4 protein-coding genes are annotated in these 13,939 nt (G+C 73.9%); 1 reads left to right on the top strand and 3 read right to left on the bottom strand.

Annotation, left to right across the window (positions count from 1 at the left end; all coding sequences use genetic code 11):
* The first annotated feature begins 29 nt into the window (after window positions 1-29).
* Window positions 30-1,142, top strand: coding sequence for a cellulose binding domain-containing protein (locus H4W80_RS08545; protein WP_192784574.1), 1,113 nt, complete (start codon window positions 30-32; stop codon window positions 1,140-1,142).
* On the opposite strand, the gene H4W80_RS08540 is transcribed toward H4W80_RS08545, so the two are convergent.
* Genes H4W80_RS08540 through H4W80_RS08530 form a run of 3 tightly spaced genes read right to left on the bottom strand, consistent with a single transcriptional unit; the run spans window position 1,135 to window position 13,939 of the window.
* Window positions 1,135-1,344, bottom strand: coding sequence for an MbtH family protein (locus tag H4W80_RS08540; RefSeq protein WP_192784573.1), 210 nt, complete (start codon window positions 1,342-1,344; stop codon window positions 1,135-1,137). The genes H4W80_RS08545 and H4W80_RS08540 overlap by 8 nt on opposite strands.
* Before the next feature lie 18 nt (window positions 1,345-1,362).
* The gene (locus H4W80_RS08535) at window positions 1,363-3,051 is read right to left on the bottom strand and encodes an ABC transporter transmembrane domain-containing protein (RefSeq protein ID WP_192784572.1); all 1,689 of its coding nucleotides are present in this window, start codon (window positions 3,049-3,051) and stop codon (window positions 1,363-1,365) included.
* Window positions 3,038-13,939, bottom strand: a complete 10,902-nt coding sequence (locus H4W80_RS08530) for a non-ribosomal peptide synthetase (RefSeq protein WP_192784571.1) — start codon at window positions 13,937-13,939, stop codon at window positions 3,038-3,040. The genes H4W80_RS08535 and H4W80_RS08530 overlap by 14 nt, the downstream gene beginning before the upstream one ends.

Below are 13,939 nucleotides of genomic sequence, written 5' to 3'. Positions count from 1 at the left end.
ACCGGGCCCCCTCACCCGGGGAGTCACCGATGCTGCGCCGATCCCACCTGTACGCCCTGCTCACCGCGCTCCTGCTGGCGGTCACCCTCGGGGCCGCCCTGCCCGCCACGTCGGCGGCGGCGCCCGTGCGCATCATGCCGCTCGGCGACTCCATCACCGCCGGACCCGGCTGCTGGCGCGCCATGCTCTGGCACCGCCTGCAGACGACCGGGTACACCGGCATCGACTTCGTCGGCAGCGACCCCGACGGCGGCTGCAACTACGGCTACACCTACGACGGCGACCACGAGGGCCACGGCGGCTACTCCGCCACCGGCATCGCCGACCAGAACCAGTTGCCGCCGTGGCTGGCCGCGGCCAGGCCCGACATCGTCCTCATGCACCTGGGCACCAACGACATGTGGGGCGGCTACATCCCGACCAGCAGCGTTCTGGCCGCGTACACGAAGCTGGTCGGTCAGATGCGCGCGAACAACCCCAACATGAAGATCATCGTGGCGCAGATCATCCCCATGGACCCGTCCGGCTGTCCCACCTGCGCGGCCAGTGTGACGGCGCTCGACAACGCGATCCCGGGCTGGGCCGCCGGCCTCACGACCGCGCAGTCGCCCATCGTCGTCGTGGACCAGTGGACCGGCTTCAACACGGCCACGGACACCGGCGACGGGGTGCACCCCAACGACGCCGGCTTCCAGAAGATGGCCGACCGCTGGTACCCGGCCCTGGCGCGGGTGCTCGACGGCGTGATCCCGCCGACCACGCCCACCCCGACGCCGACGCCGACGCCGACGCCCACCCCCACCCCCACCCCGACGCCGACCCCGACGCCCGGTGACGGCCGGTGCGCCGCCACCTACCGGGTGATCTCCCAGTGGGGCGGCGCCTTCCAGGCCGAGGTCACCGTGAAGAACACCTCCACGCGTGCCGCCTCCGCCTGGACGACGACCCTCGTCTTCGCCGACGGTCAGCAGGTCCGCGAATCGTGGAACACCGCGCTCACGCAGAACGGCGCCACCGTCACGGCCCGCAACGCCGCCTACAACGGCGGCCTGCCGGTCGGCGCGTCGACCGCGTTCGGCTTCAACGCGACCTGGAACAACGCGACCAACACGCCGCCCCAGGTGAGCTGCGTGCTCAGCTGAGCTTCTCGGCCAGCGAACGCGGGCGCAGGTCGGTCCAGTGCCGCTCGATGTAGTCCAGGCAGGCGGCACGGCTGTTCTCGGGCAGGACGACGGTCCAGCCGGCGGGGACCTCGGCGAAGGAGGGCCACAGGGAGTGCTGGTTCTCGGCGTTCACCAGGACCAGGAAGCGGCCGTCGGCGTCGTCGAACGGGTTGGTGGTCATGCTTGATCCCTTCTGGGTTCACCGGGCCACGGCCAGGCGGTAGTTCTCGTCGGTGGTGAGCAGGTTGCGATGGGTGTCCTCCGCCGTGATGACGCCGTCGTCCAGGACGAGGACCCGGTCGGCGGCGTCCAGGAGGGCCGGGCTGCTGGTGATCACGACGGTGGTGCGGCCCCGGCGCAGCTCCGCGACGTTGCGCGCGATGAGCTGCTCGGTGACCGCGTCGACGGCCGTCGTCGGGTCGTGCAGCACCAGGAGGTCGGCGTCGGCGGCCAGGGCGCGGGCCAGCGACAGCCGCTGGCGCTGCCCGCCGGAGAGGTTGGCGCCGCGGTCGCGCACGCCGTAGTCGAGCCCTTCGGGGTGCAGGGCGACGACGTCGACCAGCATGGACGCCTCGACGGCCTCGGAGACCAGGCGGCCGGTGCCGGCCGGGTCGATGTTCGTGCGCAGGGTGCCGGCGAAGATCTCCCCGTCGTACGGGTTCACCAGCATGCGCTCGCGGACCCCCTCGATCGACAGCTCCGCCACCTCCCGCCCGCCGACCCGCACCACGCCCTCGTACGCGCCGGGCGGGACGTTCACGGCCAGGATCGACACGAGCTCGGCCGCCGCGCGCGGCTGGTAGGCGGCGATCGCCACGAACTCCCCGGCGGGCACGTGGAACTTCAGCTCGCGCAGCGACCCGTACCGGACGCCGTCGACCTCCAGGTCCCCGCCCGCGGCCGGGTGCTCCGTCCCCGGGGTCATCACCGCGGGCGCGGCCAGCACCAGCGCCATCCGCTCGGCCGACGCGCGCGCGATCATCACGTACTTCGGCATCTCCGAGAACAGCTTGAGCGGCTCCATGACGAACTGCGCCAGCCCCACGGCCATGACGAGCTGCCCGATGGTGATCCGGCCGTCGAAGGCCAGCCACCCCGCCGCCAGGGTCACCACGGTGGCGAGGACCGCGTTCAGGATCTGCGCGGCGCCGGCGTACGCGCCGTTCACCTTGGCGACGGTGACCGCCTGGCTCCTCGCCTCCGAGCTGACCTTCCGGTAGGACAGGAACGCCGCGTGGTTGCCGCCGAAGCCGTGCAGCGGGCGCAGGCCGGTGATCAGGTCGGCGACCTTCGCGCCCGCCCGCGCCACCCGGGCCTGCTGCTCGCGGGTACTGGCGCCGATCCGCTTGGACAGCACGCTCAGGATCGACAGGATCGCGACGGTTCCCACGATCACCAGCAGGCCGAGCCACACGTTGGCCGTGCCCAGCGCGACCGCCGTGATCAGCACCGCGACCAGCGAGCTGACCAGCAGCGGCACCACCTCGATGATGTCGGCGGTCTGGTCGGCGTCCTCGGTGGCGATGGTCAGCACCTCGCCGGACTTCAGGTCCACGTCCCTGGCCACGGGCTGGAGCCCGCAGGCCGCGACCCGGACCCGCCAGCGGTGCGCCTCGGTCGTGTTGGCCTTCTGCAGGATGCGCATCCCGAACCGCCACGACAGCGACACCGTCGTGATGATCACGGCCAGCGCGGCGATCGACAGCGCGAGCGAGCCGAGGCCGCGCTCGCGCATCGTGTGCTCGACGATCAGGCCGAGCGCGATGGGGAAGGCGGTCTCGCCGGCCTGGTACAGGCCCATGAGGACGGTGCCCCAGGCCATGGCGCCCGCGTTGCGTCGCAGTGCGGTCCGCAGGATGCCGGACCCGGTACGGTCAGGAGCGGTCATCGAGGTGCCCGGCGATCGCTTCGGGGGTCCGCAGGGCGAACAGGTCACGAACGGTGATCACGGGACCGTACTCGCGGCGGAGCAGCCCGATCAGCCGCACCGCCAGCATGGAGTGCCCCCCGAGGGACATGAAGTCGCTCACCGCGCTCACCTCGTCGTCGTCCAGGTCCAGCGCCTCGGCGAAGAGCTCGCACACCACGGTCTCGGTCTCGGTCGCCGGGCCACGCTCGCCCGCCGTGGTCAGCGCGCCCAGCGGCCTGGCCTCCGGCAGCGCCTTGGCGTCGGCCTTGCCGTTCACGGTCAGCGGGATGGCGCCGACCTGGGCGTAGTGCGTGGGGCGCAGGAAGTCCGGCAGCCCGGCGCCCACCTCGGCGGCCACGGTCGCGAGGTCGGAGCCGTCCAGCACCAGGTAGGCGGCCAGCCGGTACGCGCCGTCGACCTGCGGGTCCGGCTGGGCGAGCGCGGCGGCGAACCGCACCGCCGGGTGCGCCTCGAACGCGGCCTCGACCTCGCCCGGCTCCACCCGATGCCCGCGGATCTTGACCTGCTGGTCGGTGCGGCCCAGGTACATGAGGTTCCCGTCGGGCCGCCGGAGCACGAGGTCCCCGGTGCGGTACATGCGCTCGCCGGGCTCGCCGAACGGGCAGGCGACGAACCGGTGCGCGGTCTGGGCGGGCTGCCCGAGGTAGCCGCGCGCGATGCCGACGCCCGACACGTACAGCTCGCCGGGCACGCCGTCCGGCACCGGCCGCAGCCACGGGTCCAGCACGTACACGTCGGTGTTGTCGATCGCCACGCCCACCACCGGGTCCTGGCACTCGAAGGTGCCGACGCCGAGGGTGTTGATGGTGTACTCGGTGGGCCCGTACAGGTTGTAGCCGACCGTCCCCTCGGTCTCGGCGAGCCGGCGCCACAGCGCCGGGGTGACCGCCTCGCCGCCCAGCAGCACCAGCGCGGGCCGCCGCGCGGGGTCGTCCAGCAGCCCCTCGGCCACCAGCTGCTGCGCGTAGGTGGGGGTGACGTTGATGACGTCGATCCCGTGCTCCAGGCAGTACTCGACCAGACGGGGCGCGTCGCGCCGCAGCTCCTCGTCGCAGATGTGCACCTCGTGGCCGTCGGCGAGCCACAGGAGCTCCTCCCACGACATGTCGAACGCGAACGACACGGTGTGCGCGATCCGGAAGACCCGGTGCGCGTGCCGCGCCAGCACCGGCCCGAAGATGCGGCGCTGGTGGTTGATCAGCATGTTGGTGAGCCCGGCGTACTCGGTCACCACGCCCTTGGGCCTGCCGGTCGATCCGGAGGTGTAGATGGTGTAAGCCGGGTGCCGCAGCCGGTCCGGGTCGTCCGGCGCGAACGTCGTGAACGGCTCGGCCTCGGGCAGGGGGCGGTCCAGCTCGATCAGCTCGCCGGTCAGCCGGGGAGCGACCGCGCTCACGGTGAGGATCACGTCCGGGCGGGCGTCCGCGACGATCGCGGCGATCCGCTCGTCCGGGTGGTCCAGCTCCAGCGGCACGTACGCGGCGCCGACGCGCAGCACGGCGAACAGCGCCACGATCGAGTCGAGAGAGCGCGGGATCGCCAGGCCCACGGTCGTCTCCGGGCCGATGCCGCGCCGGGCGAGCACCCCCGCCACCTCGCGGCTGCGGTCCCTGAGCTGGGCGAACGTCATGGTCCTGCCGTGGGCGACGAGCGCGACCCGCTCCGGGCCGCCGTCCGCCGCCCGGTCGAAGCGGTCGACCACGGTGTCCGTGCCGATGTCCGTACGCACGGCCGGCTCGGGCTCCGGCCCCAGGCCCCGCAGCGCGCCCACCGGACCGGTCGAGCGGGCCAGCTCCTCGAGCACGCGAACGTAGTCGTCCAGGAGCCGGCGGGCGCGCCCGTCGTCGCGGTCGCGGTGCTCCAGCTTGATCGTGAGCCGGTCGCCGGGCGTGACGACCCAGGTGAACGGGTAGTGGGTGGAGTCCTCGGCGCGCACCTCGGTGATGCCGTGCCGGGCGTTCATCGTGGCTAGCGCGTCCAGGTCCAGGAAGTTCTGCAGCACGAACAGGTTGTCGAACAGGGTGTCGTGCCCGCTCGCCCGCTGGATCTCGCCGAGCCCCAGGTGCTCGTGCTCCATCGCCGCGACCCTGGCCGCCTGCACGGCGGACAGGTACTCCCGCACCGTGTCGTCCGGCCGGGCCCGCGTCCACATGGGCACGGTGTTGAGCAGCACACCGACGATGCCGGCCAGGCCCTCGCCCTCCCGCCCGGAGACGGTCACGCCGAACACGGCGTCGCTCCGGCCCGTGTGCGCGCCCAGCAGCAGGCCGAACGCGCCGGTCAGCACCGAGTTCAGCGTGACGCCGTGGGTCCTGGCCGCTTCGCGCAGCAGGTCCGACTGCCCGGGGGAGAGCGTGCGCACGAGGGCGCGCGGCAGCTCGTCCGGCAGCGACGGCGACGGCCCGGCGAGCAGCGTCGGTCCCGGGAGCCCGGTCAGGTGCTCCGCCCAGAAGCGTTCCGACGCGGCGAGGTCCCTGGCGGCGAGCGCCCGGGCGTGCTCCTCGAAGCTCGGCGTGGCCGGGACCGCGACGAGTGGCTCGCCCGCGAGGACGGCCTGATAGGCGTCGAACAGGTCCCGCAGCACGATCTCGCGGGACCAGCCGTCCCACAGCAGCAGGTGATAGCTCAGCAGCAGGCCGTCGCGGTCGCCGGGCAGGCGCACCACGGTCAGCCGGATCAGCGGCGGCTCGCCCGGGTCGAAGCCCGTGTCCCGGTCCCGGGCGCGCAGGTCCTCGACCGCTGAGTCCGTTTCAGTGTCCGTGGCCAGCGTGACCGTGCGGACATCCACCCGCCGGCCCGCCGCGAGGACCTGGACCGGGTCGCCGCCGGCGTCGGTGGTGAAGCCGGCGCCCACGACCGGGTGCCGCGCGATCACGTACGCCATCGCCTCGGCCAGGGCATCGGTGTCCAGCCGCCGGTCGAAGGTGAAGTAGTTCTGGGCGACGTAGTGCCCGGCCGGGCCCGCGAGCTGGGCCTGGAAGAACAGGCCCTTCTGGAGCGGGGTGACCGGCGCGGTCCACTCGGCCGTCGCGGCGGCCTCCGCGATCCGCTCCAGGGCGCGCCGCCAGTGCTCGGTGAGCTCGCCGGGGACGCCTTCGGCGAGGGTGAAGGCCGCGCGCAGGCTTCCGGTGGCCGCGTCGATCCACGCGTTGACCTCGACGGCGTACGGGGTGCCCGGGTCGCCGCCGCTGATCTGGAGGGCCTGGGACTCGCTGCCCCGGCCGAGGTAGTTGAACAGCACCTGCGGGCGCGCGTTCAGCAGCGGCGCCGTCTGCGGGTTGAGGTACCTGAGCTGGCCGTAGGCGACGTGCCCGCGCTCGTCCGGCTGGCGTTCCGCGAGCTCGCGCGCCGCCGCGACGGGGTCGGTGTGCGCGGTGAGCCGTACGGGGGCGATGGAGGTGAACCAGCCGACCGTGCGGGTGTAGTCGTGGTGGTCGAGCGCCGGGACCCGGCCGTGCCGCTCCAGCTCGATCGCGAGGTCGGTGGGCGAGGATTGGACGTGCGTCAGCGCGGCCCGCAGCGCGCCGCACAGCAGCTCGGTGACCCCGACGCCGAGCGTGGCGGGCGCGGTACGCGTCACGCGGGCGGTCAGCTCGGGCGCGACCTCCACCACGATCTCGCGCGGTCCCTCGACGAGGGGCAGCAGCAAGGGCGCTTCGAGCGTGGTGAGCCAGTGCCCGAGGTCGCCGATCGCCTGGGCGGACCCCGCCGCCAGCGCGTCGGCGTACTCGGCGTAGGACGTGCCCGGCGGGGTCAGGGTCGCCCCGCGCATGGCCGCGGCCAGGTCGTCCAGCAGGACCAGCCAGGACACCGCGTCCACGGCGAGGTGGTGGGCGGTGACCACCAGGGTCCGGCTCGCCGCCAGCCACGAGAACGCGATCACCTCCCCGGCCTCGGGATCGAGCCGTCCGGCGGCCTCGTTCGCGACGGCTGTCGCGTCGGTCGCGTCCGTGCGGGCGACGGTGACCTCGCGGGCTGGTTCGGTGCGCAGCGCCCACACCCCGTGCTCGACGCGCAGCCGCAGCCGGAGGGCGGGGTGCGCGGCCACGACGGCGTTCGCGGCGCGCCCGGCGTCGGCGAACCCGGTCCCCTCGGGCGCCACCAGCGTCCTGGCCTGGGCGAACCGGGTGAGAGAGCCGCCCAGCTCCCGCTGGCGCAGGATGATCGGCGTCGGCGCCAGCGGGCCGTCCGCAGGAGAAGCGGGCACCGGCTCCGTGGCCTGGGGCGTCCCCAGGCGCCCGGCGAGCGCGCGCGGCGTCCTGAGCAGGAACACGTCCCGCGGGGTGATCGGCAGGCCGAGCGCCCTGGCCCGGTTGACCACGGTGATGATGACGATGCTGTCGCCGCCGGCCCTGAAGAAGTCGGTGTCGGCGTCCACCTCGCAGCCGGGCAGCGCGTCGGCGAAGATGCCGACCAGCGCGGCGAGCATCGGGGCATCGTCCTGGGCGGTGTGCTCGGAAGCGATCGCGGGCATCGGGGCGTCGTCCCGCTCGGCGTGCTCGCTCAGGGCCTTGCGGTCCAGCTTGCCGTTGACCGTCAGCGGCAGCGCCTCGACCCGCAGCACCCGGCTCGGCACCATGTGCGCGGGCAGCTTCGCCGACAGCAGGCCGGCGACGTCGCCGGGCACCCGGCCCACGACGTGCGCGACCAGGTGATCGCCGCCGGCCGCGACGGTGACGGCCACGTCGATCACGCCGTCGAGCTCCCTGATCGCGGACTCCACCTCGCCCAGCTCGATGCGGAACCCCTTGAGCTGCACCTGGTCGTCGGCGCGCCCGGCGAACTCCAGCTCGCCGTCGAGCGTGCGGCGGGCGAGATCGCCGGTGTGGTACATGCGGGAGCCGTCCCCCGCGAACGGGTCGGCCACGAACCGGCTCGCCGTGAGCCCCGGCCTGCCCAGGTAGCCGAGCGACACCTGGTCCCCGGCGACGTAGATGGCCCCCACCCGGCCCGGCGGCACCGGCCGGAGCCGGTCGTCGAGCAGGTAGGTGACCAGGCCGGGGATCGGGCCGCCGATCGGGCTGGCGTCGTCGCCGGCGGCGAAGTCGGCGTCGGTCAGCACCCGGTGCGTGACGTGGACGGTGGTCTCGGTGATGCCGTACATGTTGACCAGCTCGGGCGAGCGCGTGCCGTGCCGCTCGACCCAGCCGCGCAGCCGCCCGAGGTCCAGCGCCTCGCCGCCGAAGACGATCCGGCGCAGCGCGGTGACCGGCTCGCCGGCGTGCCGGTCGGCCTCCATGAACTGGTAGAACGCCGACGGGGTCTGGTTGAGCACGGTCACTCCGCGCTCGCGGACCAGCCGGTGGAAGTCGACCGGGGAGCGGGTCAGCCCGTACTCCGGCACCAGCAGCTCGGCGCCGTGCGCCAGCGCCCCCCACAGCTCCCACACCGCGAAGTCGAAGGAGTAGGAGTGGAACTGCACCCACACATCGTCCGGGCCGAAGTCCATGGCGGGCCGGGTGTTCGCGAGCAGCGTCACCACGCTGGAGTGCGGGACGACGACCCCCTTGGGCCTGCCGGTCGATCCTGAGGTGTAGATCACGTACGCCGGGTCGTGCCAGGTCACCTCCGGCGCGGTGGCGTCCACCGGCAGCTCGTCCCCCTGGACGAGCACGCGGGCCGGCACGCCCGCCCTGGCCGTCAGCTCCGCGAAGCGGTCCCGCTGGTCCGGGGCCACGAGAACGACCTGCGGGGCGGCGTCGGCGAGGATGTACTCCAGCCGCTCGTCCGGGTACGCCGGCTCCAGCGGCACGTACGCGCCGCCCGCGCTGACGATCGCGACCAGGGCGACGACCTGCTCGACGGAGCGCGGCACGGCGACGGCGACCCGCCTGCCCGGCCCGGCCCCGGCCGCGCGCAGCGCCCCGGCCAGCTCGTTCTTCGCCCGCGCCAGCTCGCCGTAGGTCAGCGACCGGGTGCCGCCGTCGAGACCGCACTGGGTGACGGCGGTGGCGGCCGGGTCGCGGCCGGCGGCGGCGTCGAACAGCTCGCCCAGGGTCGCCGGGGTGACCGGCGCGGGCCGCCCGGCGCCGTCCGGCACCAGGTCGTCCGGCCGGGTGAGCAGGCCGGTCAGCGCCCGGGTGAACGCGCGCAGGATCGCCCGGGCGCGGGCCTCCCGCAGCAGCTCGCCGTCGTAGATCAGGTTGAACCGCGGCCGGCCGTCGCGCGCGCGCTCCACCACCAGCGTCAGCGGGTAGTGCGGGGCACCCTCGTTCACGATGCCGGTGATGGCGAACTCGTCGCCGGGCCTGCGCAGAGCCGCCACGTCGGCCGCGACGTCGAACACCACCAGGGTGTCGAACAGGGGGCCGCCGCCGGCCTGGCGGGCGATCCCGGTCAGGGAGACGTGCTGGTGCGGCAGCACCGCGCTCTGGTGGTCCCGCACCGAGGCGAGCAGCTCGCGCGCCGTGGTGGCGCCGTCCCACCGCACGCGTACGGGGATCGTGTTGATGAGCAGGCCCACCATGTCCTCGATGCCCGGCACGTCCGCGTCGCGCCCGGACACCGTGGAGCCGAACACCACATCTTTGCCAGGCAGGATGCCGCCCAGCGTCACCCCCCACGCGCTGTGCACCGCGACGCTCAGCGGCACGCCCGCCGACCGGGCGGCCGCCTCGACGTCGTCGTCCGGCTCCACCGCGGTCTCGGCGAACCGGCCGGACGGGGTGTGCCCCTCGGCGACCAGCGAGGGGCCGGGCAGCCCGGCGAGCTGATCGCGCCACACCCGGTCGCTCTCGTCGCCGTCGCGCGCGGCCAGCGCGCGCACGTGGTCGGCGAAGCCGCCCTGCGGGTACGCGGTCCACGGCGCGTGATACTCCGCCAGCAGCGCGCGCAGCATCGGGGGCACCGACCAGCCGTCGGCGACGATGTGATGCACGGTCTGCACCAGCACGTCCCCGCCGGAACCCGTCCGGATGAGGGTGAAGCGCATCAGCGGGCCGGTGGCCAGGTCGAACCCGGCCCGGCGGTCCCGTTCGGCGTGGTCGCGGATCTCTTCCTCGGTGATGCCGGGGCGCTCCAGCGTGGTGAACGGCGCCGCCACCCCGCTGTCCAGCACCGAGACCACGCGGCCGTCGGCGAGGGCCACGAAGCGCGCGGCCAGGTTCGGGAACAGCTCGAACAGCCGGGTGGCCGCCGCCGCCAGCCGGTCGGCGTCCACGTCGCCGTCCAGCGTCATGATCTGCTGCTCGACGTAGCTGCCGGCCGAGTCGTCGTCGAAGACGGAGTGGAAGTACAGGCCCTCCTGCAACGGGGTCAGCGGCAGGATGTCCCGCAGCGCCGGGCCGTCCAGGGCGTCCACGTCGGCCTGCGTGAGCGACACCGCGGCGAAGTCGCTGGGGGAGTGGCCGCCCCGGTCGAGCGCGGCCAGCCCGGTCAGGGCCGCCAGGAAGTACTCCCCGATCGTCGCGATGTCCTCCTCGGCGAACATCCCGTCCGGCCAGGAGATGGTGGTGAGCAGCTCGTACTCGCCGCTCGCGCCGGGCTCGGCGATCGCGTTGAACTCCAGGGCGCGCGGCAGCCGCATCCCCGGGTCGCGCCTCTCGCCCAGCTGCCCCGTGGCGCCCGCGAGCCGCCAGTCCCCGGACTCGCCCGCGTCGTAGCGGCCCAGGTAGTTGAACAGCACCTGCGGGGCGGGCGCGGCGAACCGGGCGCCGGCCAGGTACCGCAGGGCGCCGTAGGACACGCCGTTGCCCGGCACCCGGGCGAGGTCCTCCTTGACCGCCTTGAGCGCCGTGGACAGATAATCGGGGGCGGTGAAATCGGCCGTCGCGCCGGGGTCCACGGTCACCGGGAACAGCGTGGTGAACCAGCCCACGGTCCGCGACAGGTCCGGCTCGTAGCCGGCGGCCCGCGCCACGAACCGTCCCTCGCGGCCGTGGCCCTCGAGTTCGACGTGCGCGTACGTCTGGTCCTGCCCCAGGTCGCGGCGCCACCGGGCGAGGGCGACGGCGAGCCCGGTCAGCAGCACGTCGTTGACGCCCGCGTGGAACCTCGCCGGGATCTCGCCCAGCAGCGCGGCGGTGACCTCGGGGCCGACCGCGACGACCCGCGTCCGCTCGCGCGCGACGGTGTCGGACGCGGACAGCGGTCGCCGGCCCAGCGGTCCGTCCGCTCCCGGCAGGGGCCGCTCGAAGTAGCCGCGGTCCGCGTCGAACGCGGCGCGCTCCAGCAGCTGCGTCCAGCGCCGGAACGACGTGCCCACCGGGGGCAGCTCGATCGGCCTGCCCGAGGTGAGCTGCCGCCAGGCCGTGGCCAGGTCCTCCATCAGGATCCGCCAGGACACGCCGTCGATCACCACGTGATGGGCGACCAGGACCAGCTGCCGCGCCTCGCGCCGCCAGACGGCGCGCAGCATCACGCCGCCGTCCGGGTCCAGCCCGGCGGTGGCGAGCCGGACGCACTCGTCGAGCGGCCGGTCGCTCTCCTGCCACCCGGCGATGGCCCGGTCCGCCTCCGGGATGTCGAAGCCCCAGCGCTCGCCGCGCACCAGCCTGGCGCGCAGCATGTCGTGCCGCCTGACCAGGGCGGTGAGCAGCTCGCCGAGGGCGCCGGCGGTCAGGTGGGCCGGGGTGTTGAGCACCACCGACTGCACGAAGCCGTCGATCGCGTCCGTGTGCTCGCCGAGCCACCGCACGATGGGCGTTCCCGCGACGGGGCCGGTCGCGACGTCCCCGCGGTCCGCGGCGGAGACGTCCTCGCGGGTGGCCGCCGCCGCGAGCGCTCCCACGTTGCGGCAGGCGAAGATCTGCGTCGCCGTGACGTGCAGGCCCGCGTCGCGCAGCGCGCTCAGCAGCGAGATCGCCAGGATGCTGTCGCCGCCGAGCCTGAAGAAGTTCTGGTCGACGCCGACCTCGTCCAGCCGCAGCACCGACGCGACCGCCGCGCACACCAGGCGCTCGTTCTCGGTGGCCGGCGCGACGATCGCGCCCGTCCCGATCGCCGGCTCTGGCAGCGCGGCCCGGTCCAGCTTGCCGTTGGCGGTGAGCGGGAACTCCGTCATCACGACGACGTGCGCGGGCACCATGTACTCGACCATGTGCTCGGCGGCCCACGCCTTGACCTCCTCCGCCCGCAGGTCGCCGCTCCCGGCCGCCGGGATCACGTACCCCACCAGGTAGGTGCCGCCCGCCGCGTTCTTCTTGGCGACGACGCAGGTGTGCCGCACCCGGGGGTGCTCCGCGAGGCCGATCTCGACGTCCTCGATCTCCAGCCGCATGCCGCGGATCTTGATCTGGTTGTCGGCCCGGCCGAGGAAGTCCAGCGACCCGTCGGGGGCGAAGCGCGCGAGGTCGCCGGTGCGGTAGAGCCGGGACCCGTCGCCGGCGAAGGGGTTGGCCACGAACCGGGACGCCGTCAGGCCGGGCGCGTTGACGTACCCGCGGCCCAGGAGGAAGCCGCCCACGTACAGCTCGCCGCCGACGCCGACCGGGACCGGGCGCAGCTCCTCGTCCAGCACGTACAGCTCGGTGTTGGGGTTGGCCTTGCCGATGGACGTCGACAGGCGTTCGGCCGCGCCCCGGTAGATGACGTGCGAGACGCCGATCGTCGTCTCGGCGGGGCCGTAACCGTGGTACATGGGGATGTCGAGCCGGGTGCGGAAGCGCTCGTACAGCTCCGGGGTCAGCACCTCGCCGCCGCACCACACGTGCCGCAGGCTGTCCAGCCGCCCGGAGTCGCCCGCGATCTCCAGCAGCACGTCCAGCATGGACGACACCAGGTACGTGAAGGTGACGCGCTGCTCGGCGATCACGCTCAGCAGGTGGTGCGGGTCGCGCTCGCCGCCGGGCCGCAGGACCACCAGCCGGCCGCCGCACACCAGCGGCAGGAAGATCTCGTTGATGGAGATGTCGAACGACAGCGGCGCCTTGAACAGCGACGCGTCGTCATGGCCGAAGCCCAGGATCTCGCGGGACTGCCACAGCAGGCGCTCGCTGATCGCCTCGTGCCGGATCATCGCGCCCTTGGGCCGCCCGGTCGAACCGGACGTGAAGATCACGTACGCCAGGGCGGGACCGGGGACGGCGATCCCGGTGTCCCCGGTGGGATACGAGCCGAACCGCCAGTCATCGAGGTCCACGGCCACGGCCTCCGGCTCGCCCGCGCCGTGCTCGCCGGAGTCGTTGAGCTGCGCCACGACCCCGGCGTCCTCGATGACCACCGCCCGGCGCGCGGCCGGCCACTGCGGATCGAGCGGCACGAACGCGCCCCCCGCCTGGAGCACGCCCAGCAGGCCGATCACCATCTCGGCGGAGCGGCCCAGCGAGATGCCGACGATCTGCTCGGCGGTGAGCCCGCGCTCGATCAGGTGGTGGGCGAGCTGGTTGGACAGCTCGGCCGCCTGGCGGTAGGTCAGCGACCGGTGCCCGTCCACGATGGCGACGGCGTCCGGCCTGGTCCTGGCCTGCTCGCGGAACATCTCCACGATGGTCGGGCGGACCCGGTCCACGGCGTTGTCGTTCCACTCGGCCAGGGCCGCGAGCCGGGCCGCCACGCTGGAAGGGCCGATGGTGCCGATGGGCCGGTCCGGGAAGTCGGCCAGGTCGTCCAGCGCGAGCTGCGCGTCGGCCGGCTCCACGCCCTCGGGGACGGTGATGCTCCGGCCGTCCGCGCCGACCTCCCAGCCGGCGACCCCGTCACCGCCGTTGTCGGCCCAGCCGAGGACGTCGGCGAACAGGGTGCCGGAAGTGAGGTCGAGGCTGTCGGGGCTCCGGCCGGTCGCCCAGTAGGCCAGGCCGATGGCGCACGCCTTGGAGATGGTCCTGTCGGAGTAGCCGCCGGTCCGCCGGCGCACGCCGGCCAGCCGCGCGGGAGAGAGCAGCGCGAGACGAGTGCTCGGTTCCGTCAT

Origin of the sequence: Nonomuraea angiospora (assembly GCF_014873145.1) — a bacterium.
GTDB classification, from domain to species: Bacteria; Actinomycetota; Actinomycetes; order Streptosporangiales; family Streptosporangiaceae; genus Nonomuraea; species Nonomuraea angiospora.
The sequence above is the reverse complement of the archived record's forward strand: the minus strand, read 5'-3'. Positions and strand labels throughout refer to the sequence as shown.

What these genes read in the sequence shown, in the direction of transcription:
- H4W80_RS08545 (WP_192784574.1), top strand. Translation starts at nt 30, where the DNA reads ATGCTGCGCCGATCCCACCTGTACGCCCTGCTCACCGCGCTCCTGCTG.
- H4W80_RS08540 (WP_192784573.1), bottom strand. Translation starts at nt 1,344, where the DNA reads ATGACCACCAACCCGTTCGACGACGCCGACGGCCGCTTCCTGGTCCTG.
- H4W80_RS08535 (WP_192784572.1), bottom strand. Translation starts at nt 3,051, where the DNA reads ATGACCGCTCCTGACCGTACCGGGTCCGGCATCCTGCGGACCGCACTG.
- H4W80_RS08530 (WP_192784571.1), bottom strand. Translation starts at nt 13,939, where the DNA reads ATGACGGAACCGAGCACTCGTCTCGCGCTGCTCTCTCCCGCGCGGCTG.